Source organism: Actinorhabdospora filicis, assembly GCF_030269765.1.
GTDB classification, from domain to species: Bacteria; Actinomycetota; Actinomycetes; order Mycobacteriales; family Micromonosporaceae; genus Actinorhabdospora; species Actinorhabdospora filicis.
Genome location: NZ_BSTX01000003.1, coordinates 565,048 through 590,726 on the forward strand (window position 1 = coordinate 565,048; position 25,679 = coordinate 590,726).

The window sequence follows — 25,679 nt, forward strand, 5'->3', positions numbered from 1 at the left end:
GCCCTTTTTGCGCGCCGGGACGGGCGGGTAGGGTTCGGTCATTTCGCATTGCGCAAAAAGCGGTGGGCCTCGGGAAAGGGGATTCGTGTGGGCGGGTTTCATCACGTCGAACTGTGGGTGCCGGACCTGCGACGCGCCCGCGAGAGCTGGGGCTGGCTGCTCGGCGAGCTGGGCTGGGAGCCCTTCCAGGACTGGAAGAGCGGCGTGTCCTGGCGGCACGGTGAGGCCTACCTGGTGATGGAGCGCTCCACCGACATGACCGACTGCGGCCACAACCGGCTGCGCCCCGGCCTCAACCACCTCGCGTTCCACGCCGAGGACACCGACACCGTCGACCGCCTCACCGAGAACGCCCCCAAGTACGGCTGGGAGCTGCTCTACGCCGACCGCCACCCCTTCGCCGGCGGCCCCGGGCACTACGCGGCCTACATCGCCGACCGGGACGGCTTCGAGGCCGAGCTGGTGGCGGGGAGGGTTCTGGGGTGAGGGGAGCTCGCGGGTGGGGTCTGGTGGGCGTGATGCGGCGCCGGTGAGGCCCGGTGTTCGCGGCGGGCCGTATCGGGGTGTCTGGCCGGGGCGGTTTCGAGGCCGAACCTGGTCGCGGGGAAGGTCCTTGGGTGAGCGGCTTCGCGGTCGGGTGCCGGTGGGCGTGATGCGGCGCCGGTGAGGCCCGGTGTTCGCCGTGAGCCGTATCGGGGTCTCAGGCCGGGACGGCTTCGAGGCTGAGTTGGTCGCGAGGAGGGTCCTGGGGTGAGGGGACTTCGCGGCTGGAGCCCGGTGGGCGTGATGCCGTACCTCTGAGGCCACTCGGCACCGGGGCGTACTGAGCGGCGCGGCCTCGGCATGCCGCAAGCCCGCCGCGGCCCGGGTGTGATGCGCGGGCCGGGCCCTAGCCCTCCACGGCCAGTGCCAGCGGCACCACTCCCGGCGCGCCCGCCTCGCGCAGGAGCCGCGCGGCCACCGTCATCGTCCAGCGCGTGTCGGCGACGTCGTCGATCAGCAGGACGTCACCGGCCACCTCCGGCAGGGCGGCCGCGACCTCGGCGGGCACGTCGAGGGTGTTCCACACCGCCGCGACGCGCTTGGCCGAGTTGAACTGCCTGCCGGGCGAGCCCGCCCGGTAGGCCAGCGCGCCAAGGTAGGGGATGCTCGCGACCTCGGCGATGCGCGAACCCAGCGAGGACAGCAGCTCCGGACGCCCCGAGGACGCCATCGACACCACCGCCCCCGGGCGCGCGATGCCCCAGTCGCGCAGCAGCCCCAGCACCGCCGCCAGGACGTCGTCGGGCACCGGCCCGTCGGCCTCCAGCAGCGCCCGGACCCGCTGGCCCCAGCCCACGTACAGGTTCGGCGCCAGCGCCCGGCCCTCGGCGGCCTGGAGTTCCGGCTTGATCTTCCCCGACAGCCCCAGCCCGGCCAGTCCCGACGGCCACATGCGCCGCGGCGCCAGCTCGGCCCCCGGCCGGTACAGCCGCTCGCGCGCGGCCTCCGTCGAGGCCACCGAGGCGTCCATGCGGGTGCCCGTGCAGTTGTCGCAGCGCCCGCACGGCGCGGCCTCGGGGTCGTCGAGCTGCCCGCGCAGGTAGGCCATCCGGCACTCGTCGGTGTCGATGTAGGCGCGCATCGCCTCCTGCTCGGCCTTGCGCTCGCCCGCGATGCGGCCGTAGCGGTCGGCGTCGTAGGACCACGGCTCGCCGGTGGCCTCCCAGCGGCCCTTCGGCAGGCGGCGCACGGCGCCCTCGACGTCGAGGACCTTCAGCATCATCTCCAGCCGCGAGCGCGACAGGTCCAGCCGCGTCTCCAGCATCGGGATCGTCATCGGCTCGGCCAGCGCCCGCAGCGCCTCGGTGACCAGCCGTTCGGGCGGGAAGGCCATCGAGTCGAAGTAGGCCCAGATGTCGGCGTCCTCACGGCCGGGCAGCAGCACCACCTCGGCGCGCTCGACACCGCGACCGGCGCGGCCGACCTGCTGGTAGTAGGCCACCGGCGAGGACGGCGCGCCCAGGTGGGCGACGAAACCCAGGTCGGGCTTGTCGAAGCCCATGCCCAGCGCCGAGGTCGCCACCAGCGCCTTGACCTCGTTGTTCAGCAGCTCGCGTTCGGCGGCCAGGCGCTCGTCGGGATCGGTCTTGCCGGTGTAGGCGCGGACCTCGTGCCCCTGCTCGCGCAGGTACTCGGCGGTCTGCTCGGCGCCGGCCACGGTGAGGGAGTAGACGATGCCGGACCCCGGCAGCTCCCGCAGCCGCTCGGCCAGCCACGACAGGCGCGTGGGCGCGTCCGGTGTGCGGACCACCGACAGCCGCAGGCTCTCGCGGTCCAGCGGGCCGCGCAGCACCAGGGTGCCCTCGCCCAGCTGCTCGGCGACGTCGTGGGTGACGCGCGCGTTGGCGGTGGCGGTGGTGGCCAGCACCGGGATGTCGGGACGCAGCCCGGCCAGCAGGTCGCGGATGCGCCGGTAGTCCGGCCGGAAGTCGTGGCCCCAGTCGCTGACGCAGTGCGCCTCGTCGATGACGATCATCCCTGCGGTGCGCGCCAGGCCCGGCAGCACCGCCTCGCGGAACTCCAGGTTGTTCAGCCGCTCGGGGGAGACCAGCAGGACGTCCACCGAGCCGGTGCGCACGTCCTCGCTGACCCGCTCCCAGTCGTCGACGTTGGCGGAGTTGATGGTCGCGGCGTGCACGCCCGCCTTGGCGGCGGCCTCGATCTGGTTGCGCATCAGCGCCAGCAGCGGGGAGATGATGACCGTCGGGCCCGCGCCCTCCGACCGCAGCAGCGCCGTGGCCAGGAAGTACACCGCGGACTTGCCCCAGCCGGTGCGCTGGACGACCAGGGCGCGGCGGTGGTGCACCACGAGCGCCTCGATCGCGGTCCACTGGTCGGGGCGCAGGCGCGCGTCGGGCCCGGCCAGGTCGCGCAGAAGCGCCTCGGCGCGGTCCCTCAGGTCGTCGGTCATGCCGTCATTGGTACCAGGCGGGTCCGACAAAGGCGACGACCGGGACACGTGCGTGCGACACCGGCATCCCATAAGACGGGACACGATGGCCGCAATGCGGGACGCGTGGATATCGTGCACTAACGTCCCCTGAACCCGCGTTAAGACGACGAGAGCACGGAGGCAGATCGGTGACAGCGATCGCGGTCATTCCCGGCGACGGCATCGGCACGGAGGTCATCGCGCAGGCGCGCAAGGTCCTCGACGTGGCCCTGCCCGGATACACCGCCACCGAGTACGACCTCGGCGCCCGTCGCTACAACGACACCGGCGAAGTCCTCCCCGAGTCGGTCATGAACGAACTCGACGGGCACGACGCGATCCTCCTGGGCGCCATCGGCGACCCCAGCGTCCCCCCGGGCGTCCTGGAGCGGGGCCTGCTGCTCAAGCTGCGCTTCGACTTCGACCAGTACGTGAACCTGCGCCCCTCCCGCCTGTGGCCGGGGACGACCAGCCCGCTCGCCGACGTCAAGCCCGGCGAGATCGACATGGTCGTCGTCCGCGAGGGCACCGAGGGCCTGTACGCGGGCGCCGGTGGCGTCCTGCACGCCGGGTCCTCCGCCGAGATCGCCACCGAGGGCAGCCTCAACACCCGCTACGGGACCGAGCGCGTCATCCGCGACGCCTTCGAGCGCGCCCGCCGCCGCGACCGCAAGCACGTCACCTGCGTGCACAAGTCGAACGTGCTCGCCTTCGCCGGCGGCCTGTGGAAGCGGACCTTCGACGAGGTCGCCGCCGAGTACCCCGACGTGGCCACCGACTACCAGCACGTCGACGCCGCCGCGATGTTCCTCGTGACGCGCCCGCAGAGCTTCGACGTCATCGTCACCGACAACCTCTTCGGCGACATCCTCACCGACATCGCCGCCGCCGTCACCGGCGGCATCGGGCTGGCCGCGTCCGGGTGCGTCAACCCCGGCCGCTCCCACCCGTCGATGTTCGAGCCCGTGCACGGCTCCGCGCCCGACATCGCCGGCAAGGGCGTCGCCGACCCCATCGCCGCGATCATGTCGGCCGGGCTGCTCCTGGACCACCTGGGCCACGGCGAGGCCGCCACCGCGGTCACCGACGCCGTCGCCGCCGAGCTCGCGGAGCGAACCTCCGGCGAGCCGATCCGCACCGACGAGGTCGGGGACCGAGTAGCCGCGCGGGTAGCCGGGCTTCTCGGCTAGCCGCCGTGACCTGACCGTGTAGAAGACATCCACGACGGGCGCCCGGCGGAGCATTCGCCACGGGCGCCCGTCGTCGTTGTGGTGGGCTCGCACCGGCGCTCCTGAACGAACGGTAAGTTTGCCTTGAACACCACCATGACCGTCCCCGCCCCGGCGGGGGCCACCCCCAGCATTTCCGGAGGTCCACGCATGAGCGGCGCCGCACTGCTCCCGTTCGAATTCCGGCCGAACCCGAACCCCGCGACCGACGCCGAGCGTGCCGCGATCCTGGCCGACCCGGGTTTCGGCAAGACCTTCACCGACCACATGGTCACCATCAAGTGGACCGAGGGCGTTGGCTGGCACAGCGCCACGGTGGAGCCCTTCGGCCCGATCCCGATGTCCCCGGCCACGGCCGTCCTGCACTACGCGCAGGAGATCTTCGAGGGGATGAAGGCGTACAACGCCGCCGACGGCTCGATCACGATGTTCCGCCCCGAGGCCAACGCCCGCCGCTTCATCGAGTCGGCGCACCGCATGGCCATGCCGGAGCTCCCCGAGGAGCTGTTCGTGGAGTCGCTGCGCCAGCTGGTGCGCACCGACCGGGCGTGGATTCCCTCCGGTGAGGGCAGCCTGTACCTGCGTCCCTTCATGTTCGCCTCCGAGGCGTTTCTGGGCGTGCGGCCCGCCAAGGAGTTCCTGTACTGCGTGATCGCCTCCCCGGCCGGCGCGTACTTCAAGTCCGGCCCCAAGCCGATCTCGGTCTACGTCTCCGAGGAGTACACCCGGGCCGCCCCGGGCGGCACCGGCGCGGCCAAGTGCGGCGGCAACTACGCCACCTCGCTGCTGCCGCAGGCGCAGGCCATCGAACAGGGCTGCGAGCAGGTGGTGTTCCTGGACGCCGTGCACCGCAAGTACGTCGACGAGCTGGGCGGCATGAACGTCTTCTTCGTCTACGGCCTGGACCGCACCATCGTCACCCCCGAGCTGGGCACGATCCTCCCGGGCATCACCCGCGACGCGATCTTCGCCCTCGCCCGCGACTTCGGCTACGAGGTCGTCGAGCGCGCCTACTCCATCGACGAGTGGCGCGCCGACGCCGCCGACGGCAGCCTCACCGAGGCCTTCGCGTGCGGCACGGCCGCCGTGATGACCCCGATCGGCATGGCCAAGAGCGTCAACGGCGACATCGAGGTCGGCGGCGGCAAGGCCGGCGAGGTGACCATGCGGCTGCGCCAGGCGCTGCTGGACATCCAGCACGGCGCCGCCGAGGACACCCACGGCTGGATCACCCGCATCCAGTAGCGCGACGGGCGGACGGCGGGCGCGCGCCCGCCGTCCTACTTCTCCGCCTCCTGCTTGCGGGTCTTCTTGTTGATCCGCTTCTTGGCCGGGGCGTTCAGTTCGGCGCGGATGCTCAGCACGTTCGCGCGGGCGACCAGCACGTCCGGCGCGCTCGCGGGGTCCCCCTCAGCGCGCTCGCAGCGCGCCAGGGCCTCCCCGAGGACCCGCTGGGCGCGCTGGAGGCGCCGCACGATCCGCTTGCCGTAGAGGCCGTAGTCCTTGGCGGCCTTCTTGCGCGCGTGGCGGCGGGTCCGCAGGGTGCGCATCGCGTCCAGCTCATCCGGCGTGATCACCTCCGCCGGCTCCCCGGCCATGATCTCGGTGAACCAGTGCCACTCGCGGCGGGCGGCCATCCCGTAGACGATCAGGAAGAACACCAGGATCAGCGCGCCCTTGCCGTAGATGGCGAAGAAGCCCAGGCCCTTGGGCAGCCACGCCGGCAGCGGCGAGTTCCACAGGAAGTGCAGGGCCCACGCCGCCGTGAAGCAGCCCGCCGCCACCCCGAAACGCGTGTAGAGCGTGCGGTGGGTCTGCGTGGCGAAGAACGCGATGCCGAGCCCGGCGACGCCGCTGTACACCGGATGGCTCCACGGCCCGGCGATGAGGATCCGCAGCAGCGTGATCGAGACCGAGCCCGCGACATCGCTGTTGGGGTTGCTGAGCGCGTTGTTGATCGCGTACAGCAGGTTCTCCACGATCTGGAAGCCCAGGCCGACGAAGGCGCCGTAGGTCAGGCCGTCCATGCTCCGCTGGAAGTGCTCGCGCACGATCAGGACCAGGATGACCACGCCGATGGTCTTGACCCACTCCTCGTTGATCGGGCCCGCCAGGGCCGCGCCCCACTTCGCGGTGAACTCCACCCCGTAGGTCTTGGTGAGCAGCGAGATCAGCGCGTTGTTGGCGATGATCGCCACCGACGTCGCCACCAGCGCGCCCCACAGCATCGCCGCCGCCCGCACGGCCGCCGGCTCGCGCTCCAGGTAGTCCAGCTTGCCCAGGATCCACACGAACAGGACCGCCATCGCCCCGTTCAGCACCAGCGGCACCCACAGCGCCGAGGCGATGTGGTCGAAACCGCCGCGCAGGATCCCGCCGATGTGCAGCAGCCCGAACGCGATCAGCCCGACATAGACCCAGTAAGCGGGACGGCGGACGCGGACGAACGTGCCCTGCCCCTCCATCACGACCCGCTCCATCACCACGCGCTTGACCTCACTCGCCACCGCGCACCTCCAGCCCGGCCAGGATGCGGGTGATGTCGTCCATCTGCGACTCGACACTGCCCAGCGGCGCCGCCGCCGTCAGCACCGCCGCCGCCCCGTCATGCCCGACCACCACCAGCGCGCCGCCGTAACGGTCACCGGTCAGATCACCCCAGAACCCCGGCAGCCCACCCGGCGACGTGTACTCGTGCGAGCCCGTGGTGAACATGACCCGCGAGGCCACCCGCAGATCCCGCGACTGCCGGTCGAAGAGCAGCTTCAGATCACTCACCCCCGCCACCGCCTGCACCCGCACCACGATCGACCCGGCCACCAGGATCACCGAGTTCGACTTGTTGGCACCCCGGTCGGTGACCCAGCCCGGGCCGGGGACCGTGAAGGTCACGCCGCCGTGGCCCGCCGCGCCCGGGTTCGGGGCGGCTTCGAGGCGGTAGACGGTGCCGTCGGGGACGGGGAGCTCGCCGTCGACGGAGTTGTTCCACTGCGTCCATAGGACGGCCGGGGCGAAGACGGCGAGGAGGACGAGGATCGCGGGCAGGAGTTTGCCGCGCTCCAGGCCGAAGCGATTGAGTTGTACCGCGCCTTCGATCACGCCGCCCCCGGGGTCGAGTGCTGTGTTGTCCTTTGCTGGGGTGTTTGAGGGGTAGCTTAGGGGGGTTCGTCTGGTTTGGGGGGGATTGACGCTCGGGAATTGGGTTTTGGGGTGGGGGGCTGTGCCTCCGGTGCCTGGGTGTCCGCGCACCCGCCCTTGCGTCCCCGTTTCCTGGGCGTCCGCGTGTCCGCGCGTCCGCGCTCCTGCTTCGCTGCCCCTGCCCCTGCCCCTGCCCCTGCCCCTGCCCCGCACACCGCACGCCCGCGTCCCCGCCCCTGCACGCCAGCATGCCCCCGCCGCGCGTCCCTGCACCCCCGCCGGCTGCGCCGTATGCGCCCCGCTTCCCCGCTCCCTGGGCGTCCGCGCTCCTGCTTCCCTGCCGCCTGCGGCCCCGCCCCCCGCCCTCCGCCGCACACCCGCACACCCGCGCCACGCCCCCCCGCACGCCCGCGTCCCCGCCCAAGCACGTCCGCACCGCCGCCTGCACCCCTGCCTCACTGCGGCTCGGCCTGTTCGCTTGCGTCCCGTCCGGTGCGGGCGTGGGTGTCATGCTCGACGCTTGTGCCGGGCCTTGGGGGTGTGGTCTCGTTAATCGGGGTTCGCCTCATGGAGTCGCTGTGATCCGCGAGTCGCCGCGTTTTGGGGCGTCGGCGGGGGTGTGCTGGTCGGCACTGGCCTGCGTCGTCTCGCTTGTGCTGGCCCGGCTTGCACCATCCTGGCCCCAACGCCTCACTCCGCCCGGCCCGCACCGTCTCGGCCCCTAGCGCCTTGCTCCACACAGGCCCGGGCCGCGCCGCCCCGGTTCGGGCCGCTGTCTCTCGGCTTGCGGGGTGTGCGTCTTGCCTCCAGCCGTCGAGTGCACGCCATCCCGCCTTCCGGGGCTCCGTGTGAACCCCACCGCAGCGACTCCTCCACCCCTCAGCCTCGCACCAGCCGCCCCCGCACCACCCCGGCCCGCATCAGCCTCGTCGTGCCTCTCCGCCTTGGCCCGTCGCCTTCCATCCCCACCGTGGTCGTTCGGGTTACCGGCCGCGGATCTTCCGTCGTTCGGCCTCGCAGACGGTGAACGAGGAACCTGGGGGTGTCAAGACGGAAGAACATGTCTTGACACCCCCAGAACCCTCGTTCCAAAGACCCGTCAGGCCGCACGCCGAAAGATCCAGCTCTCGAAGGAAAGGTTGTGCGGGGCCTGGTCTGTCGTGACGGGCAGGTTTGCAAGCTGCGGGTCAGGTCAAGAGCCCTACCCTGCTACGCATCGCACCCGGCTCGACACATCGTCCCCGGACCTGTCTTCGGGCGGGCTTCACCCATCGCTGCCTTCGTGGCCCGGCCAGGACTTCGTCTCACCCTCACTGCACCAGGCTGCGCATCACATCCGGCCTGTCTTACGTCGTTCGCTTGTCTTCGGGCTTGCTTCACCCATCGCCGTGTGCCTGGCTCGGCTTTGCCTTCGTCGCGCGGCTTTGTTTTCAGCCGCAGCAGCCGCCTCCGCAGCATCCGCCGCCACCGGCGGGTGCCGCTGCTGCGCTGGTCGATGCGCTGCCGGTGATGCCCACGGTGGTCAGGAGTTTCACCGAGTCGGTGTGGCCTTGGGGGCAGGGGGCGGGGTCGCCGGATTCGCGCATCGGGCGGGTGAGTTCGAAGGTGGCGCCGCAGGAGCGGCAGCGGTAGTCGTAGCGCGGCATGGGGTGAAGTTTAGGTGGGAGATGTGGGGGGTGTGGGTGGTGCGGGGGTTGGTGCTGTGAGGAGGGCGTCGATGGCGGAGGTGATGAGGGCGTCGACGTTTTCGGGGAGGGCTGCGCGGGCGGTGTGCGCTAGTTGCGTGTGGCCGAGGTAGATGCTGACGCCGAGGGTGGCGCGGTGGTGGGCTTCTTCGGGGGTGAAGCCGACTTCCTCGAATAGTTCACGGACGTATGTCACGCGGCGTTCGGCGACGCGTTGCAGCACCGGTCCTACGGCGGGGTGGTCGCGGGAGCCGAGGAGGGAGAGCTCGATGCGGTGGGAGAGGCCGAATGCGATGACGGTGGTGAAGAGTTTGCGGAGTTTGGCTTCTGGACCCTCTTCGGCTTTGAGGGCTTCGATGACCTGTGAGGTGCCTCGCTCTTCCCAGCGGTGGAGGGCGGCTTCGATGAGGGCGTCGCGGTTGCGGAAGTGCCAGTAGAACGAGCCCTTGGTGGTGCCCAGACGTGCGGCGATGGGTTCTACGGCGATCGCCGGGAGGCCGCCGCGCCCTAGGGCGTCGAGGGCGGCGTCGGCCCAGTCTTCCGCGGACAGCCGTTGCGTCATGTCCATACGGTAGCGTACGGTCCAACCATACGGTCCCGTATGGAGGTTGCCATGCGAAACGTCCACAGTCGCGTCATCGACGCGCCCGCCCATGTCATCGACGGTCTGCTGGCCGGGCTCGCCACTCGGGAGGACCGGGTTTGGCCTTCGCCGCGGTGGTGGCCGATTCGCTTCGACGGGCCCGTCGTGCCGGGGGCGCGTGGGGGGCACGGTCCGGTTCGTTACGCCGTGGAGGACGTGGGTGTGGGGCGGGTGCGGTTCCGTTTCGATCCGCGGATCGGGCTCAGGGGGTATCACGAGTTCACGCGGGCCGAGGACGGTGGGGGCCGGACGGTCGTCACGCACGTCCTCGAAGGCCGCGCGAGTGGGTGGATGCGGGTGTTGTGGCCGCTGATGGTGCGGTGGTGCCACGACGAGCTGACCGAGGACGCCCTCGACAATCTCGAAGCCGCCGCCACCGGACGTCTCGGCGCGCCCCGGCGCGGGAAGGCGTGGGCGAGGTTGTGGCGGCGGTTCCTCTACGACCGGCCGAAGCGCTTGGACGCCATTCCGGAGGCGGCGCGGCTCGCCCATGGCGCCTTCGAGAAGCCCGACTACTGGGACTCCTTCGCGATCCCGCTGCGGCCTGGTCTGCCGCGTGATCCGGGGGAGTGGGCGGGCGCGATCTTCTTCCACAAGCCGTTCTCCGGCTACGGCAGCGCCGACGGGGAGGCGCTGATCGGTGATGTGAAGCCGGTCGACTTCCGGGTCTCGATCCTGGTGGAGGACGAGCGGCTGGTCATGTCGACGGTGGTGCGGTTGCGGGGGCCGGGGGAGCGGCTGTACTTCCGGGGTGTGCTGCTGATGCACCGGACGTTCGTGAAGTTCATGCTGCGGCGGGCGGTGCGCCGTGCGGGGCTGGCGCCGCGCGGCACACTGGTCGGGTGAGCGATGAACTCCCCGACTACGCCGACCGCGTCCTGGAGGTCGCCGAGCTGATCCCGCCGGGGAAGGTGATGACCTACGGGGACGTCGCCGACCTGCTGGGGCAGGGCGGGCCGCGCCAGGTGGGGCGGGTGATGGCCGTCTACGGCGGGTCCGTGCCGTGGTGGCGGGTGACGCGCGCGGACGGGACGCTCCTGCCCGGCCACGAGCAGCGCGCCCTCGCCCACTACCGGGAGGAGGGCACGCCGCTGCGGTACGCCGGCGACCAGTCGACGGGGCACATGCCGAAGGTCGACATGCGCAAGGCACGCTGGTCGTCTACAGAGTGACCACCCGGTCGGCGCGCGCCAGCGCGTACGGGTTGTGGCTGACGGCGAGGACGGTGCGCTCGCCGTCGAGAAGACGGTCCCACAGGTCGCGGGCGGTGACGGCGTCCAGCGCGCTGTCCACGTCGTCGAGGACCAGCAGGCGGGGGGCGCGGGCGAGCGCGCGGGCCAGCGCGAGCCGCTGCGCCTGGCCGCCGGACAGGCGCCGCCCGCCGGAGCCGATCCGGGTTTCGGGCGGGGTCTCCAGGACGGCGGTCGCCGCGGCGGTGGTGATGTCGCCGTCGGCGCCGAGGGCGATGTTCTCGGCGACGGTGCCGGTGAACAGGTGCGGCGCCTGCGGGACGTAGCCGGCCAGCGGCGCCTCCAGCCGCCCGGCGGGCACGCCGTTCCAGCGCACCTCGCCTTCGTGGGGGACCAGGCCGAGCGCGGCGCGCAGGGCGGTGGTCTTGCCGGAGCCGACCGGGCCGGTCAGGACGGTGAGGGTGCCGGGTGCCAGGCGCAGCGCGAGGCCGGGCAGGTCGATCTCCACCGACTCCAGCGGGGCGGCGGCGCCGATCGGCTCGACCGGCGGGAGGGGACCGGTGAGGTGGGTGGCGACGTGGCGGGTGACGGAGGCGTCGGAGAGCTCGCCGAGGCGTTTCGCCGAGACACCGGCCTGCCGGGCGCGGGCCGGGGCGAGGCCCGCAAGGAACACGAACTCGCCGAGGCTGCCGCCGAAGGCCAGCAGGAGCGCCATGTCGCCGACGCTCAAGGTGCCCGCCGCCATCGCGTGCGCCGACAGCATCATGATCGTGGCGCCGCTCAGGTTCATGGCCAGGTTGAGCGCGCCGGACTGGGCCTGCCCGAAGACGGCCTCCCGGACGGCGGCGCGCTCGCGCCCGCGGTTCAGGCCGCGCAGGCGCGCCACGGCGTGCCCGGTGTGGCCGAGCGCCTTGAGGGTGGCCGCGGCCCGCACCGATTCGCCGATCATCGCGCTGACCTCCGCCGAGGTCTCGCGGGCCGCCCGGCGCAGGCGGCCGACGGTGGTGTCCAGGACGGCGGCGAGGACCACGGCCAGCACGAACGGCACGACCACGCCGATCGCCACGAGGGGGCTGATCCAGAGCATCGCGGCCAGCATCGGCAGTCCGATGGCGGCGCGGCTGAGGCTGCTGGCGGCCCACAGGGGGAAGACGCGCAGTTCGTCGACGTCGCCGCCGAAGCGCTCCACGACGTCGGCGGGCGGCGGGGTGCGGCGGCGCAGGATTCCGGCGAGGGCGTTGAGGCGCAGGCCCTGCGCGGTGTCCTCGCCGAAGCGGGTCTCCAGGCGGCCCATGATCACGTCGCTCCAGATCACCGTCTGGGTGAGGAACGCTCCGGCCAGCAGCGCCAGGAGCGGCCACAGGGGGAGTCCGCCGCCGAGCCGGTCGAAGACGAGTTTGAGCAGGAGCCCGGCGGCGATCAGCGCCAGCCGCGAGGTGATCCACACGGCGGTCAGCAGCGCGAAGTAGCCCTTGCGGGCGGTGAAGATCTCCCGGACGCGGTTCATCGGCCGGCCTCCAGGGCGTGGGCGAGGAGGGAGCCGCCGGTGGCGGCCAGGTCGGCGAAGGAGCCGCGCTCGGCGACGCGCCCATCGGCGATGACGGCGACCTCGTCGGCGCCGGCGACGGTGTCGAGGCGGTGGGCGATGACGATGGCGGTGCGGCCCGCGGTCAGCCGGTCCATCGCGGCGGCCACCGCCGCGCGGTCGCCGGGGGCGATGCGCGAGGACGCCTCGTCGAGCACCACCAGCCCGGGGTCGCGCAGCAGCACCCGCGCCGCCGCGAGGAGCTGCTCCTCACCGGCCGACAGGCCCGCCGCGGCGCCCAGGACGGTGTCCAGGCCGTCCGGGAGCGCCGCCAGCCACCCGCCGAGCCCGACCTCCTCCAGTGCGGCCACCACGTCGGCGTCGGCCACGTCCGGGTCGAAGAGGGTGAGGTTGTCGCGGACCGGGAGGGCCATCACCCGCACCTCCTGGGTGACGTAGCCGATCGAGGCCCGCAGCGACTCCGGCTCGGCCTCGCGGGTGTCGACGCCGCCGAGCCGGACGGCTCCGGCGCCGGGGAGCAGCGCCCGGGTGACCAGCCGCGCGATCGTGGTCTTGCCCCCGCCGCTCACGCCCACCAGCGCCAGCGTCGACCCGGCGGGCACCGACAGGGACAGCCCGCGCAGGACCGGCGCGTCGGCGTAGGCGAAGTCCACCGCGTCCAGCTCCACCGACAGGGCGCCGGAGGGCAGCGGCGTGGTCCCCGGGGCGATGGACGGCCGCTCCGCCAGCAGCTCCCGGCAGCGCCGGATCGCCGCGAGCGCCTCGTCCACCTGGGACATCTGCCCGGCGACGATCATCAGCGGCATCCGGGTCAGCGTCAGGTACGCCAGGACCGCGTAGACCTCGCCGAGGCTGATCGCCCCCGCCCGGTGCAGGACCACGGCCGCCGCCAGGCCGCCGACGGTGCCGATCCAGGCCATGTGCTGCGCGGCGCGCGGCCAGCGGACCTGCGTCAGCGCCGAGAGCCGCCGCGCCCGGTACAGCTCCCGGCCGCGGATCACCAGGCCCCGCAGGACGTGTGCGGTGGCGCCGTTGGCGGTGACGTCCTCGGCGCCGCGCACGTGCTCCTCGACGTAGCCGCCGATCCCGGCGGCCAGGCGCGCGGCCTCGGCGGTGACCGTCACCGCCGCGCCGATCGTGCGCCGCACCATCGCCAGGCCCGAGGCGAACAGCAGCGCGCAGCCCAGCCCGACACGCCAGTCGATGAGCCACACCATCGCGCAGACCCCGGTCAGCAGCAGGGCGTTGACCGCCACCAGCAGGATCAGCCGCGAGGCCAGCCCGGCCAGTTTGCCGGTGTCGCCGTCGATCCGGGAGATCAGCTCGCCGGGGGAGTGCCGGGCGTGGAAGTCCAGGTCGGCGTCGAGGCAGTGCCGCAGCAGGTCCTCGCGCAGCGCGTTCGTCGCGCGCCAGGCGAGCCGGCCACCGGCGGCCTCGGCGGCCACCGTCGCGGCCGTGCCGCCCAGCACGACCAGCGCCAGCAGCGAACCGGTGGACACCGGCGCCGCGCCACCGGCCACGGCGTCGACGAAGGAACCCAGCAGCCCGGGACCGGCCAGCCCGGCGGCGGTCTGGGCGAGCAGCAGGACGGCCACCGCGAGCGCGAGCGGCCAATGGGGACGGACGTGGCGGAGCAGCAAGAATCCTCCGGAAGAAGGGCACGGTGATCCGCACGCGATATGCGCGTGTGGGCGAAGAAGAGTTGAACCGGCCTCACAGTAGCCCGCTGAGCTGCGAAAACACAGCCTGTCATTTCGCCGGTCCCGCTGATATGGTTGCCGAAGAGGGGGATTTCCGGGCTCCCTTTTTCTGCGCCCTTTCCCCCGCCCCGCCGCCGTTTTCGCCCTAATCTGCGATCATGGCCCCACGTCCCCGGCGTCCTCGCTCGACGATCCGCGAGCACCTGCGCGACACCCTCTGGTTCGCGCCGCTGGCCGCGATGGCCGCCGCCTGGTTCGCCGCGGTCTTCTCGGTGGCCATGGACTCGGTGATCGTGGAAGCCGTCCGCGACGCCGAACCCGACTACGTGGCGAGCCTGACGGCCTTCACCTCGGCGGCCAAGGGCATCATCTCGGCGGTCACCTCGGCGATGCTGACCTTCGTCGGCGTGGTCTTCTCCATCAGCCTGGTCGCGCTGCAGATGGCCTCCAGCCAGTTCTCGCCGCGCGTGCTGCGCCTCTACGTGCGCAGCCGCATCACCAAGGCCACCCTGGCGATCTTCCTGGCCACCTTCGTCTTCGCGCTGAACGTGCAGCTCGGCTACGACGACACCCCCGGCGACGAGGTCACCTCCGTGCCGCTGTTCTCGGCGGCGGTGGCGCTGCTGCTGGTGCACGTCAGCCTGGTGCTGTTCGTGCTCTACGTGAACTCGACCCTGCGGCTGATGCGGGTCACCTTCGTCATGGAGCGCATCGTCGCCGAGACCATGCGCACCCTGCGCCACTGGAACGCCCAGACCCCGCCGGACGGGCCGCTGCCCGAGCCGGTCACCGTCGTCGGCCACGACCGCCGCTCCGGCGCGCTGCGGGACGTGAACCTGTCCCGCCTCATCCGCATCGCCCGCCGGTACGGCGTGGTCGTCGAGGTCGTGCCCGAGGTCGGCGACTTCCTCACCACCGGGACGCCGGTCTTCCGCGTCCACGGGACGCGCGTGCCGCCCGCCCGCCGCCTCACCGGCTGCCTGTCGGTGGGCGCCGAGCGCAGCATGCACCAGGACGTCGGCTTCGGCCTGCGCCAGCTGTCCGACATCGCCATCCGCGCGCTGTCCCCGGCGGTCAACGACCCGACCACCGCCGTCACCGCCATCGACCGGCTCCAGCAGATCCTGGCCGTGGTGGCCACCGAACCCGACTCCGACACCGCCTGGCTCGACCGGCGCGGCGCCCTGCGCGTGGTCATGCCCGAACCGGGTTTCGCCGGGATGGTCGCGCAGGCCTTCACCGAGATCCGGCTGTGCGGGCGCGGGCAGCCGCAGGTCACCCGCCGCCTCGTCGCCGCCCTCGACGACCTGGAGGCGCTGGCCGCCGGCGAGCACCGCGAACCCCTGCGGGAGCAGCGCCGCCTGCTCACCGCCGACGTCCTGGCCAGTGTGGACGCCCCCGGCGAGCAGGTCTTCGCGCTGCGGCCCGACCGGCAGGGGATCAGCTGACCTGGCGCGGCTTCCAGAACGGCAGGTAGCGCACCGCCAGGTAGGCCAGCAGCCCCAGCGGCCCGAACATGATGGTCAGCAGCAGGATCGGCGCCATCAGCAGGCCGTGGACGCCCCGCTCGCGCGAGTCGAGGTACATCCAGCGCCCGGCGAACAGGTCGAAGGCGATGAAGTGCGCCCAGGCCAGCGCGGTCCCGGTGGGCTGGGCGAGCAGCTCGCCGATGCCGCCGATGCTGGGACTGGCCAGCGGCGCCCACAGCTCGGCGAGGCGGGGGATGGCCAGGACGGCGTAGATGGCGGCCGCGGGCGCGGCGATCAGCGGCGAGCCGACGATCCTCCGCGTCCACTTCCAGCCGGGGAACAGGATCATGAGCCCCCAGAAGGGGGCGGCGGTCAGGAAGACGACGCTGAACAGGGTCTCGGCCATCGGGGGCTCCAGGGGGAGAGACGTGGTTATGGATAACGATACTACCCACTATCCATTGGATCTCGGGTGCCCGAACGGTTACGGTGAGTGCTCTACTGGGGACCGTACGGAGTGGAGTGGGGCATGTTCGGTCGGCGCTACCCGGGACGGTTCATCGCCGCCCACCGGACGATCTTCGGACTGCTGACGCTGGGGGCCGTGGTGTGGCACCTGGTGCGCGCCACCGGTACCGACGACGCCTTCAACCCCGTCAACTATCTCTCCTACTTCACCATCCAGAGCAACATCATCGGCGGCGCCGTCCTGCTGTGGGGCGCCGTCCGGTACTGGCGGGGACGCGCCGAGACCGCCGCCTTCGGCTCGCTGCGTGGGGCCGCCGCGCTGTACCTGGCCACCACCGGCGTGGTCTACCACGTCCTGCTGGCCGACGTGGACGCCGTGAACGGCTCCACCCCCGGCGTCCTCAACCTGATCTGGCACACCCTCCTGCCGCTGGTGATCGTCCTCGACTGGCTGGTCTGGCCGCCGAAGCTCCCACCCGCCTACCGCGACATCCCCGTCTGGCTGATCTACCCGCTCGTCTACGGCGTCTACACGCTGGTGCGCGGGCCCGTCGCGGACTGGTACCCGTACCCGTTCATCGACCCGCGCCCGCACGGCTACGGGCACGTCGCCCTGATGTGCACCGGCGTGGCGGTGTGGTTCGTGGCCGCCGCGGCGGCCCTGGTGTGGGCCGCGCGGGCGATCACGGCGTCCCGAGCGCGGCGGAGCGCACGTCCAGCGTCCCCAGGACCTGGTCGATGACCACCGGGTCGTAGCCCGGCGAGCGGCGGGCGTCCACCAGCGCCGAACGGGCCGCCGACAGCAGGTGCCGCTCGGTGGCGCGGAGGTAGTCGCGCCGCTCGATGACGCGGCGGCGCTCCTCGCTCAGCTCGGCGTCGGGCAGGTCCTCCGGCGCCAGGAACAGCAGCTCGAAACGGGCGCGCATCCGGTCGCCGATCTCGCGGTCCAGGCCCTTCTCGCGGATGATCTCGTCGAGCGCGGCGAAGGCGGCGTCCTCGGCCACCGTGATCACCTTCCGCAGCGCCGCCGCCTCGCGCTCGGCGTCGCGGCGCAGCCCGATGCGCGCGATGATCCACGGCAGCGTCAGGCCCTGCAGCAGCAGCGTCACCACGACGACCACCATGGACACGAACAGGACCTGCGAGCGCCCCGGGAACGCGCTGCCGTCGTCCACCGTGAACGGCACCGCCAGCGCGGTGACGATGGTGACCACGCCCCGCATGCCCGACCAGCCGGTGACCAGGGCCTCGCGCCAGTCGAAGGTCCGCCCGCGCCAGTTGAGGCCCCGCCGCGACATCAGCCAGCCGATGGTCATCCACAGCGCGCGCACGGCGATGACGGTGCCGCTGATCAGCAGCGCCTGGAGCAGCAGCGTGGCCGCCGAACCGCCGACGTCGCGCCACACGTTGACCAGTTCCAGGCCGATCAGCCCGAAGGTCACCGCGGTGACCATCAGCTCGGTGACCTCCCAGAACGAGCCGCGGATCATCCGGCCCTCGATGTCGTCGGGATCCTGCGACTTGGCGCCCAGGTAGAAGGCGGTGACCAGGACCGACAGGACACCCGAGGCGCCCAGCTCCTCGGCGGGCAGATAGGCCAGGTACGGGATGAGCAGGCTCAGCGCGGTGGTCAGGCGCGCGTCCGACAGGTGGTCCAGCAACAACTTCGCGGCGAAACCGATGAGCAGGCCCACCACGATCGCCGCCAGCGACGAGTACGCGAACGACCCCACCGCGCCCCACACCGAGATCGAACCGGTCAGGACCCCGGCGATGGCGACCTGGTACAGCGTCAGCGCGGTGACGTCGTTGAACAGGCCCTCGCCCTCCAGGATCGTCACCGTCCGGCGCGGCAGGCCCAGCCGCCCGGCGATCGTGGTGACCGCGGCGGCGTCCGGCGGCGAGACGATCACGCCGAGCACGATCGCCACGCCCACCGGCAGCACCGGGTGCACCGTCGCCGCGACCAGCGCCACCGCCGCCGTCGTCACGAAGACCAGGACCACCGCCAGCACCAGGATCGGCTGGTAGTTGTCGGCGAACTCCCGCCACGACGAGCGGCGCGCGGCGGCGTACAGCAGCGGCGGCAGCACCAGCGGCAGGATCAGCTCCGGCGGGACCGCCAGGTTCGGGATGAACGGCAGAACGCCCAGGAGCAGCCCGTAGAAGGTGGTGAGCACCGGCGCGGGCACGCGCAGCCGCTCGGCCAGCGGGATGAGCAGGATCCCGCCCAGGACCAGCAGGAACAGCAGGCTGAACTGCCCCATGTCAGTGGAAGACCTTCAGGCCCACGACCCCGGCCACGATCAGCACCAGGCACGTGATCCGCATGATGTTGTGGGACTCGCCCAGCCACACCATCCCGATGATCGCCGTACCGACCGCGCCGATGCCCGTCCACACCGCGTAACCGGTGCCGACGGGGATGTCGCGCAGCGCCAGGCCCAGCCCCGCCATGCTCGCCAGCAGCGCCACACCGAAGACGACCGTCGGGGTGGGCCGGCTGAAGCCCTCCGACTTCTCCAACGCGACCGCCCACGCGGTCTCCAGGAAACCCGACAGGATCAGCAGCAGCCACGACATAGGGTCAGACTAGGACAGAACACCCGCCCGACCGGCGGGTTTGAAAGGCCTTCACCACCGCGCGGGCCGAGGTAGCGTCGCCTCGGAGGCGACGCGGGGGAGCGGTGCCCACGGGGGAGGAAACCACCATGGCCGTACCGTCGATCCTGCTCGTCCACGGCTTCTGGGGCGGCGCCGCCCACTGGGCGAAGGTCATCGTCGACCTGAACGAGCGCGGCTACCGCGACCTCCACGCCGTGGAGAACCCGCTCACCGCACTCGCCGACGACGCCGAGCGCACCCGCAAGATGGCCGCCCAGATCGACGGGCCCGTCCTGCTGGTCGGCCACTCCTACGGCGGCGCGGTCATCACCGAGGCCGGGGACCTGCCGAACGTCGTCGGCCTCGTCTACATCGCCGCCTTCGCACCCGACGCCGGGGAGAGCCCCGGCGCCATCACCGAGCAGCACCCGCCGGCCGCCGCCGCCAACCTCGCCCCCGACTCCGACGGATACCTGTGGGTCAAGCCCGGCAAGTTCCACGAGAGCTTCTGCCAGGACCTGCCCGAGGACGAGGCCCTCGTCATGGCCGTCACCCAGAAAGCGCCCCTGGCCGGCACCTTCGGCGACACCGTCACCGCGCCCGCCTGGAAGTCCAAGGCTTCCTGGTACCAGGTCTCGGCGGCCGACCGCATGATCCACCCCGACAACCAGCGCCGGATGGCCGCGCGCGTCAACCCGCACGAGATCATCGAGCTCGACAGCGGGCACGCGTCCCTGGCCTCGCGTCCCCGCGAGGTCACCGACCTGATCACCAAGGCGGCCGACGCGCTCGCCTAGGCTCAGTCGAGCAGGGCCTCGCGCAGGCGCGCGACGGTGCCGGGCCCGGCGTCCAGGCCCTCGGCGAGGAACGCGGCGAAGGACCCGTAGCGCGCCTCGGCCTCGTCGAAGGCGGCCTCCAGGTAGGCCGGGCGCTGCTCGATGAGCGGACGGTACAGGCCGGGGTCGATGTCGAGCCCGGACTGCGCCATCTTCGCCAGCATCGCCTCGCCGACGGGCAGGAAGTAGCGGTTGGACAGCAGGTAGTCGGCCATGACCTGGTCGCGCGGCACGTCCAGCGCGGTCAGCACGATCGCGGCGAGCCAGCCGGTGCGGTCCTTGCCGGCGGTGCAGTGGAACAGCAGGGGACCGCCGTCGGCGATCAGCGCCAGCGCGACGGCGAACTGAGCGCGCTGCTCGTCCTCGGCGACGAACGCGCGGTTGATGCCCGCCAGGACCTGCTCGGCGCGCCCGCCGCCGAGCAGCCGCTCGCGCGCCTCGGCGTCGGTGGCCGTCACGTAGTACTCGTCGAGGTTGCCGCCGCCCACCGGCAGCAGCACCTCGGCGGCGCCGTCCGGGAGCCGGTCGGCGCCGGAGGAGGCGATCTCGCCGGGCGTGCGGAAGTCCACCACCGTCTTCAGGCCCAGCCCGGCCAGGACGCCCAGGTCGGCGTCGGTGGCCCGGCCCAGGGCCGCGCCCCGGAACAGGCGGCCGGCGGCCACCGTCCGGCCATCGACGGTGGTGTATCCGCCCAGGTCGCGGACGTTCAGCGCGCCCTCAAGCGGGATGTGGCGGGCCTCGGCCATGCGGTCCTCCTCGGTGTGGGTGCACAGCCTAACGTGAGGACATGAGGATGATCGGGCGTGACGGCGTGACCGAGACGGAGATCAAGAAGTCGCGCTTCGTCTGCGCGCTGGCCCGCGTCCGCACCGAGGACGAGGCGGTCGCCTTCATCGCCGCCCGCCGCCGCGAGCACCGCGCGGCCACCCACAACTGCACCGCCTACGTCCTGGGCGACTGGGCCGACATCTCCAAGAGCAACGACGACGGCGAGCCCTCCGGCACCGCGGGCGTGCCGATGATGGAGGTCCTGCACCGCCGCGAGCTGACCAACGTGGTCGCCGTGGTGACCCGCTACTTCGGCGGCGTGAAACTCGGCGCGGGCGGGCTCGTACGCGCCTACGGGCAGTCGGTCGCGGCGGCGATCGACGCGGCGGGCGTCGTGGAGCGCGTTCCGGTCACCATCGTCACGGTGACCGTCGACCACACCCGCGCCGGGCGCTTCGCCGCCGACCTGCACGCGCGCGGCCTGAACCTGGGCGAGACCTCCTACGGGACCGGGGTGTCCACCGAGGTCCACGTGCCCGACGGCGAGCTCGGCGCGTTCACCGCGTGGGCGGCCGAGGCGACCGCCGGGCACGCGTCCGTCGAGCTCGGGGCATCGACCTATGTGGAAGTCCCAGTGGTCTGAATCGGCCACGAAACCACCTCTGACCTGTGATGATGATCGCGGCACGGGGAGAGGGAGTGCGCAATGGGACGACGTTGGAGCGCCGCGCTGGCGCTGCTGACCGCGTGCACCGTCCTCGCCTGGCCGCAGGCCGCCGCGGCCTCGCCGGTGGTGGTCCTGCCCGGTGGCGCGGGGCTCATGGGCACCTTCGACGCCAGCACCCGCGTCTTCCACGGCGTCCCCTACGCCCGCCCGCCGGTGGCGAACCTGCGCTGGCGCCCGCCCGCGCCGGCGATGACCTGGCAGGGCATGCGCGACGCGACCCGCCCGTCCCCGCGCTGCCCCGGCACGAGCCGCGCGAGCGGTGAGGACTGCCTGTACCTCCAGATCACCGCGCCCACCGACGTCCGCACGCCCCTGCCCGTCATCGTGTGGCTGCGCGGCGAGGACGACGGCGAGCACGACGCCCGCCGCCTGGCCGCCCACGGCGACGTCGTCGTGGTCCAGGCCGACACCCGCCGCGGGATCTTCGCCAACTTTGCCCACCCCGGCCTGGCCGAGTCGGGCGCGTTCGGGCTGCTGGACGCGCAGGCCGCGCTGGTGTGGGTCCGGGAGAACATCGCCGCCTTCGACGGCGATCCCACCACCATCACCCTCGCCGGTGAGGCCGACGTGTGCGCGCACCTGGCGTCCCCCGACGCCGCCGGTCTCTTCCAGCGCGCGGTCATCCGCAGCGGCGTGTGCACCTGGGACGTCCCCGCCACCGCCCTCGGCCCCGGCCACGCCGCCACCCCCTCGTGGACCCCGCTGGCCGAGGCGAGCGCCCTGGGCGAGGCCACCGCCGCGTCCCTGTGCGCCGGCGCCGCCGACGGCCTGGCGTGCCTGCGCGAGCTGCCCGCCGACCGCCTGACCGGCTTCACGCCGCGTTTCCCCGTCCCCGCCTACGGCGGCCGCGTCCTCCCGCGTCACCCCTACGACGCCATCCGCGAGGGGACCGTCCACGCCGTCCCCGTCCTGTCGGGCACCACCCGCGACGAGGCCCGCGCCCACGCCGTCGCCCACGCCCTCGCCGGTGAGACCGACTACCCCGCGCTGCTGACCGCCGCCTTCGACGACCGTGCGCCGGAGGTCCAGGCCCGCTACGCCACCCCCGGCGAGCATCCGGCGCTGACCTGGTCGCGGGCGATGACCGACCGCGTGTACACCTGCCCCGCCGCCGAACGCCACCGCCTGCTGGCCGCCGTCGCCCCCACCTACGCCTACGAGTTCGCCGACGCCTACGCGCCGAGCGCCTTCCCCGGCTTCACCGCCTTCCCCGACGGCGCCGCGCACGGCTTCGACGTCCCCTACCTCCTCGACGGCCCCGACGGCAACGACGCCCAGCGCGCCCTCGCCGACCAGATGGCCGGGTACTGGGCCGCCTTCGCCGCGATGGGCGACCCGAACGCCCCCGGCCTGCCGACGTGGCCGCGCTTCGCCGAGGGCGAGACGCTGCGGCTGGTGCCGGAGGACGTGCGGGCGGTGGATCTGGCGGGGGAGCGGGGGTGCGGGTTCTGGGCGGCCGTCCCCGCGCCGTGACGCGGGAACGGCCGGAAGGCGCTAGACCAGTTCCCCGCGACGGGCCACGATCCGCCCGCCCTTCACCACCAGGTCGCGCACGGGCCGCACCATCACCGCCTCCGCCGCGTTGCGGGCGGGCACGACGACGAGGTCCGCCACCGAGCCGACCGTGAGCCCGTAGTCGGGCAGCCCGGCCACCGAGGCGCCCCAGTAGGTGACCGCGTCGACGGCGAGCTGGATCTCCTCGTCGCGGGCGAAGCCGGCGTTCTTCGCCTGGAACAGCGCGCGTTCCAGCATGTCGCCGGTGCCGTAGGGGCTCCAGAGGTCGCGGATGCCGTCGTTGCCGAGGGTGACGGGGACGCCGGCGGCGGCCAGGTCGCGGATGGGCAGGGACTCGGCGGGGCCGGTGGAGGCGAGTGAGATCCCGTTCTCGGCGAGGGCGGCGATGAGCCGTTCGCGGGTGGCGGGATCGGCGCCGGCGAGGGCGTAGCCGTGGGAGATGGTGACGCGGCCGGAGAGGCCGAGGGCGCGGGTGCGCTCGATGATGAGGTCGTACTGGAAGACGCCGAGGGTGCCGCGGTCGTGGAGGTGGACGTCGACGCCCACTCCGTACTTGCCGGCGAGGGCGAAGACGATGTCGAGGTGGCGGACGGGGTCGCGGTCGACGCCGGCGGGGTCGATGCCGCCGATGTGCTCCACACCGGCCTTGAGGGCCTCTTCGAGGAGGGCCTCGGTGCCGGGGCTGATCAGCATGCCGGTCTGGGGGAACGCGACCAGTTCGGCGGTGATGCGGCCGTCCAGGCGGGACAGGGCCTCGCGGACGGCGTGCACCGAGCCGAGGCCGACGTCGGGGTCGACGTCCACATGGGACCGGACGTGGGTGGTGCCGAGGGTGACCATGTGGGTCAGCAGGGCGGTCACGTAGTCGGCGGAGGGGATGCCGAGCTCGGGGCGGCGGACGCGTCCATTGTGGATCTTCGCGGCCAGCCCGGCGGGTGCGGTGTGCGGGACCCAGGGGCCGCCCCAGAGGGTCTTGTCCAGGTGGGCGTGGCCGTCGATGAAGCCGGGCAGGACGAGGGCGCCGCCGAGCTCCTCGACGGCGGGGGCGGTGAGCCCGGCGCCGGTGGCGGCGATGCGCCCGCCGGAGATGAGGACGTCGGTGGGCGCGCCGGAGCCGAGGACGGCGTTGCGGAGAAGAAGGTCGCTCATGGGCGCCAGAATAACGGTATACCGTTAACTTCGGCTACCGTCGAAGCCCACGTGAGAGGGGGGTCATGAGCGGCACGCCCAGGCGCGACCACGCCCACGCCACGCTCAAGCGGCGCATCGTCGAGGCCGCCTACCTGCCCGGCCACCGCCTCGTCGAGCGGGACCTGGCCGAGGAACTGGACCTCTCGCGCATCCCGCTGCGCGAGGCGCTGCGGCAGCTGGCCGCCGAGGGCCTGGTCGTCACCGTGCCCGGGAAGGGCACCATCGTCGCCCCGGTCACCCCCGACGACGTGCGCGACCTCTTCGACGTCCGCGAGGCCCTCGAAGGCCTGGCCGCGCGACTGGCCGCCGAACGGGCCACCGACGAGGGCAGGGCACGGCTGCGAGAGTGCGTCGAGCGGGCCCGGGACGTGCGCGGCGCCGAGCAGATCAACGCGCGCGCCGACTTCCACGACGAGCTGGTCGCCCTGTCCGGCAACGCGCTGCTCGCCGACGTGCTCGGGGGCATCTCGGCGCGGGTGCGGCGGCTGTTCCACCTCACCGGCGACCGCGACGCCGAGGTCCAGTGCGCCGAGCACGAGGCCCTGTACGAGGCCATCGCGGTGGGGGACGGCGTGCGCGCGGCCGAACTGGGCGTCCGGCACGTCACCGGCGGGCGGGCCGAGACCATCGCGGCCGCCGAGGCGTGGACGGGCGTCGACCCCGAGGAGGCCACGCGGACCCGCAGGCGGCGCCGCGCGGGTTAGGTTGGCGCGATGACCATCGAAGGGAAAACGGTCCGGCTGCGGCCCGGACGCGATGAGCTGGGCGAGCTCTACACCGTCGCCAACGGAGAACCGGACGCCGTCGACGTCCCGCTGGAACTCGCGCTGCACGCCCGCATCACCCCGATCGGGCTCGCCGAGCGCGTCCTGCGGGCGGCCGTGGACGGCGGGCGCACCGAGGGCATCCCGGACGACCCGACCGCGCTGCCGCCGAAGCGGACCCGCGCGGGCGCGATCATCGTCCGCGACGGCATGGTCCCGCTGATCAAGTACCTGACGCCGCACGGCGAGCTGCGCTACGAGATCCCCGGCGGTGGCGTCGAGGAGGGCGAGGACCTGCACGCCACCCTGGCGCGGGAGATCACCGAGGAGACCGGCATGACCGGCCGCGCCGTCCGGCACATCGCGACGGTGTACCGGACCAGCGAGCGCTTCCCGGGCCTGTACCTCGACCACTACTTCCTCGCCGAGGCCGAGGGCGAGTTCGGTCCACTGGAGACGCTCGACCTGGACGCGGGCATGGAACCGGTGTGGGTGCCGCTGGCCGACGTGGTGAGCCTGCCGGTATGGCCGCGCCGGATCCGCTGGCGGATTGCGCACTGGCACGCCCACGGCTGGCCGGAGACGCCGCTGGTGCTGGCCGACCGCAACGCCGCCGACCTGGCCGCGCCCTGTCATTGGTGAACGGCGAGCGGCCCGCGTCCACAAGGGACGCGGGCCGCTCATCGCACGGGCGGACCTAGGCCAGCGCGGCCTCGGCGTCGAGGGTCACCGCGGCCGCGTGCACGACCGCCGCGATGCGCAGGGCGTCGTGCACGTTGTCGCGAGAGGCACCGGCCTTGGCCAGCGTCTTCTCATGCGACTCCAGGCACACCCCGCAGCCGGTGACGGCCGAGACGGCCAGGCACCACAGCTCGAAGTCGACCTTGTCCACGCCCGGGTTGCCGATCACCTGCATGCGCAGGCGGGCGGGCAGCGACTGGTAGGCGTCCTCGCCGATCAGGTGCTTGCCCCGGTAGTAGATGTTGTTCATCGCCATGATCGAGGCGGCGGCCTTGGCGGCCTCCAGCGCCTCGGGGGAGATGTTCTCGGCGGCCTCTTCGGCGATCTCGCGCAGCACGACGGCGTTGCGCGACGCGACCGCGGTCGCCACCAGGGTGCCCCACAGCTGCAGCGCCGACAGCGACGACGTTGTCGCCACCGAGCCCAGGTTCAGCTTGGTGTCCTTGGCGTAGGCCGGGAGGGATTCCTTGATGGTGTCGACGCCCATGGGA

Annotated in this window: 25 protein-coding genes; 12 read left to right on the plus strand and 13 right to left on the minus strand. The window is 72.7% G+C overall.

Translation table 11 applies throughout. The features are described from left to right. Positions 1–87: 87 nt before the first annotated feature. On the plus strand, positions 88–486 hold the full coding sequence (locus QSK10_RS22905) for a VOC family protein (RefSeq protein ID WP_432705356.1): 399 nt from the start codon (positions 88–90) through the stop codon (positions 484–486). Positions 487–889: 403 nt separating this feature from the next. On the opposite strand, the gene QSK10_RS22910 is transcribed toward QSK10_RS22905, so the two are convergent. Beyond that, positions 890–2,953 (minus strand): RecQ family ATP-dependent DNA helicase, encoded by a 2,064-nt coding sequence (locus tag QSK10_RS22910; RefSeq protein ID WP_285664994.1) that lies wholly within the window; start codon positions 2,951–2,953, stop codon positions 890–892. Between the two features lie 170 nt (positions 2,954–3,123). Between QSK10_RS22910 and QSK10_RS22915 the strand changes: the two genes are divergently transcribed. Together QSK10_RS22915 and QSK10_RS22920 are read left to right on the plus strand one after the other, a co-directional pair. Beyond that, on the plus strand, positions 3,124–4,164 hold the full coding sequence (locus QSK10_RS22915) for a 3-isopropylmalate dehydrogenase (RefSeq protein ID WP_285664995.1): 1,041 nt from the start codon (positions 3,124–3,126) through the stop codon (positions 4,162–4,164). A 189-nt stretch (positions 4,165–4,353) separates the two neighbouring features. Beyond that, positions 4,354–5,448, plus strand: a complete 1,095-nt coding sequence (locus QSK10_RS22920) for a branched-chain amino acid aminotransferase (RefSeq protein ID WP_285664996.1) — start codon at positions 4,354–4,356, stop codon at positions 5,446–5,448. Positions 5,449–5,483: 35 nt separating this feature from the next. Here QSK10_RS22920 and QSK10_RS22925 read toward each other — a convergent pair whose 3' ends face one another. The 4 genes from QSK10_RS22925 to QSK10_RS22940 form a co-directional block, all read right to left on the minus strand. Continuing rightward, positions 5,484–6,710: a PrsW family intramembrane metalloprotease gene (locus QSK10_RS22925; protein WP_285664997.1), complete on the minus strand. Its 1,227-nt coding sequence runs from the start codon at positions 6,708–6,710 to the stop codon at positions 5,484–5,486. Continuing rightward, the gene (locus QSK10_RS22930) at positions 6,700–7,302 is read right to left on the minus strand and encodes a hypothetical protein (RefSeq protein ID WP_285664998.1); all 603 of its coding nucleotides are present in this window, start codon (positions 7,300–7,302) and stop codon (positions 6,700–6,702) included. The genes QSK10_RS22925 and QSK10_RS22930 overlap by 11 nt, the downstream gene beginning before the upstream one ends. Positions 7,303–8,771: 1,469 nt before the next feature. Next, positions 8,772–8,987, minus strand: a complete 216-nt coding sequence (locus tag QSK10_RS22935; protein WP_285664999.1) for an FmdB family zinc ribbon protein — start codon at positions 8,985–8,987, stop codon at positions 8,772–8,774. Positions 8,988–8,997: 10 nt separating this feature from the next. Continuing rightward, positions 8,998–9,588 carry a TetR/AcrR family transcriptional regulator gene (locus QSK10_RS22940; RefSeq protein WP_285665000.1) on the minus strand — a complete coding sequence of 197 codons (591 nt, stop codon included), beginning with the start codon at positions 9,586–9,588 and terminating at the stop codon, positions 8,998–9,000. 51 nt (positions 9,589–9,639) lie between these two features. On the opposite strand from QSK10_RS22940, the gene QSK10_RS22945 reads away from it, so the two are divergent. Both QSK10_RS22945 and QSK10_RS22950 read left to right on the plus strand, forming a co-directional pair. Further along, positions 9,640–10,515 (plus strand): hypothetical protein, encoded by an 876-nt coding sequence (locus tag QSK10_RS22945; RefSeq protein ID WP_285665001.1) that lies wholly within the window; start codon positions 9,640–9,642, stop codon positions 10,513–10,515. After that, a complete protein-coding gene (locus QSK10_RS22950) occupies positions 10,512–10,841 on the plus strand; it encodes an MGMT family protein (RefSeq protein ID WP_285665002.1) in 330 nt (109 codons plus the stop codon). Before QSK10_RS22945 ends, QSK10_RS22950 begins: the two co-directional genes overlap by 4 nt. Here the strand turns inward: QSK10_RS22950 and QSK10_RS22955 are convergent. Continuing rightward, a complete protein-coding gene (locus QSK10_RS22955; RefSeq protein ID WP_285665003.1) occupies positions 10,831–12,366 on the minus strand; it encodes an ATP-binding cassette domain-containing protein in 1,536 nt (511 codons plus the stop codon). The two genes, QSK10_RS22950 and QSK10_RS22955, sit on opposite strands and share 11 nt — an antisense overlap. Further along, the gene (locus QSK10_RS22960) at positions 12,363–14,045 is read right to left on the minus strand and encodes an ABC transporter ATP-binding protein (RefSeq protein WP_285665004.1); all 1,683 of its coding nucleotides are present in this window, start codon (positions 14,043–14,045) and stop codon (positions 12,363–12,365) included. Before QSK10_RS22960 ends, QSK10_RS22955 begins: the two co-directional genes overlap by 4 nt. Before the next feature lie 218 nt (positions 14,046–14,263). Between QSK10_RS22960 and QSK10_RS22965 the strand changes: the two genes are divergently transcribed. Then, positions 14,264–15,553 (plus strand): DUF2254 domain-containing protein, encoded by a 1,290-nt coding sequence (locus tag QSK10_RS22965; protein WP_285665005.1) that lies wholly within the window; start codon positions 14,264–14,266, stop codon positions 15,551–15,553. Here QSK10_RS22965 and QSK10_RS22970 read toward each other — a convergent pair. After that, positions 15,546–15,980, minus strand: coding sequence for an ABA4-like family protein (locus QSK10_RS22970; RefSeq protein ID WP_285665006.1), 435 nt, complete (start codon positions 15,978–15,980; stop codon positions 15,546–15,548). The genes QSK10_RS22965 and QSK10_RS22970 overlap by 8 nt on opposite strands. Before the next feature lie 123 nt (positions 15,981–16,103). Between QSK10_RS22970 and QSK10_RS22975 the strand changes: the two genes are divergently transcribed. Beyond that, the gene (locus tag QSK10_RS22975; protein ID WP_285665007.1) at positions 16,104–16,784 is read left to right on the plus strand and encodes a Pr6Pr family membrane protein; all 681 of its coding nucleotides are present in this window, start codon (positions 16,104–16,106) and stop codon (positions 16,782–16,784) included. Here the strand turns inward: QSK10_RS22975 and QSK10_RS22980 are convergent. Then, the gene (locus QSK10_RS22980; RefSeq protein ID WP_285665008.1) at positions 16,726–18,309 is read right to left on the minus strand and encodes a Na+/H+ antiporter; all 1,584 of its coding nucleotides are present in this window, start codon (positions 18,307–18,309) and stop codon (positions 16,726–16,728) included. The two genes, QSK10_RS22975 and QSK10_RS22980, sit on opposite strands and share 59 nt — an antisense overlap. Before the next feature lies 1 nt (position 18,310). Then, a complete protein-coding gene (locus QSK10_RS22985) occupies positions 18,311–18,625 on the minus strand; it encodes a DMT family transporter (protein ID WP_285665009.1) in 315 nt (104 codons plus the stop codon). A gap of 128 nt (positions 18,626–18,753) precedes the next feature. Here QSK10_RS22985 and QSK10_RS22990 point away from each other — a divergent pair, with 128 nt between their 5' ends. After that, positions 18,754–19,443, plus strand: a complete 690-nt coding sequence (locus QSK10_RS22990; protein WP_285665010.1) for an alpha/beta hydrolase — start codon at positions 18,754–18,756, stop codon at positions 19,441–19,443. Between the two features lie 2 nt (positions 19,444–19,445). Here QSK10_RS22990 and QSK10_RS22995 read toward each other — a convergent pair whose 3' ends face one another. Beyond that, a complete protein-coding gene (locus QSK10_RS22995) occupies positions 19,446–20,228 on the minus strand; it encodes a tyrosine-protein phosphatase (protein ID WP_285665011.1) in 783 nt (260 codons plus the stop codon). Between the two features lie 41 nt (positions 20,229–20,269). Between QSK10_RS22995 and QSK10_RS23000 the strand changes: the two genes are divergently transcribed. Both QSK10_RS23000 and QSK10_RS23005 read left to right on the plus strand, forming a co-directional pair. Next, entirely contained in the window at positions 20,270–20,893 is a 624-nt protein-coding gene (locus QSK10_RS23000; RefSeq protein WP_285665012.1) for a YigZ family protein, read from the plus strand. Between the two features lie 63 nt (positions 20,894–20,956). Next, entirely contained in the window at positions 20,957–22,450 is a 1,494-nt protein-coding gene (locus QSK10_RS23005; RefSeq protein ID WP_285665013.1) for a carboxylesterase/lipase family protein, read from the plus strand. Positions 22,451–22,471: 21 nt separating this feature from the next. Here the strand turns inward: QSK10_RS23005 and QSK10_RS23010 are convergent, their stop codons facing one another. Then, on the minus strand, positions 22,472–23,641 hold the full coding sequence (locus QSK10_RS23010) for an amidohydrolase (RefSeq protein ID WP_285665014.1): 1,170 nt from the start codon (positions 23,639–23,641) through the stop codon (positions 22,472–22,474). Between the two features lie 65 nt (positions 23,642–23,706). Here QSK10_RS23010 and QSK10_RS23015 point away from each other — a divergent pair, with 65 nt between their 5' ends. After that, positions 23,707–24,387, plus strand: a complete 681-nt coding sequence (locus QSK10_RS23015) for a GntR family transcriptional regulator (protein WP_285665015.1) — start codon at positions 23,707–23,709, stop codon at positions 24,385–24,387. A gap of 9 nt (positions 24,388–24,396) precedes the next feature. Continuing rightward, a complete protein-coding gene (locus QSK10_RS23020) occupies positions 24,397–25,089 on the plus strand; it encodes an NUDIX domain-containing protein (protein ID WP_285665016.1) in 693 nt (230 codons plus the stop codon). A 55-nt stretch (positions 25,090–25,144) separates the two neighbouring features. On the opposite strand, the gene ahpD is transcribed toward QSK10_RS23020, so the two are convergent. Further along, on the minus strand, positions 25,145–25,675 hold the full coding sequence (ahpD, locus tag QSK10_RS23025) for an alkylhydroperoxidase, AhpD family (protein ID WP_285665017.1): 531 nt from the start codon (positions 25,673–25,675) through the stop codon (positions 25,145–25,147). Between the last annotated feature and the right edge of the window lie 4 nt (positions 25,676–25,679).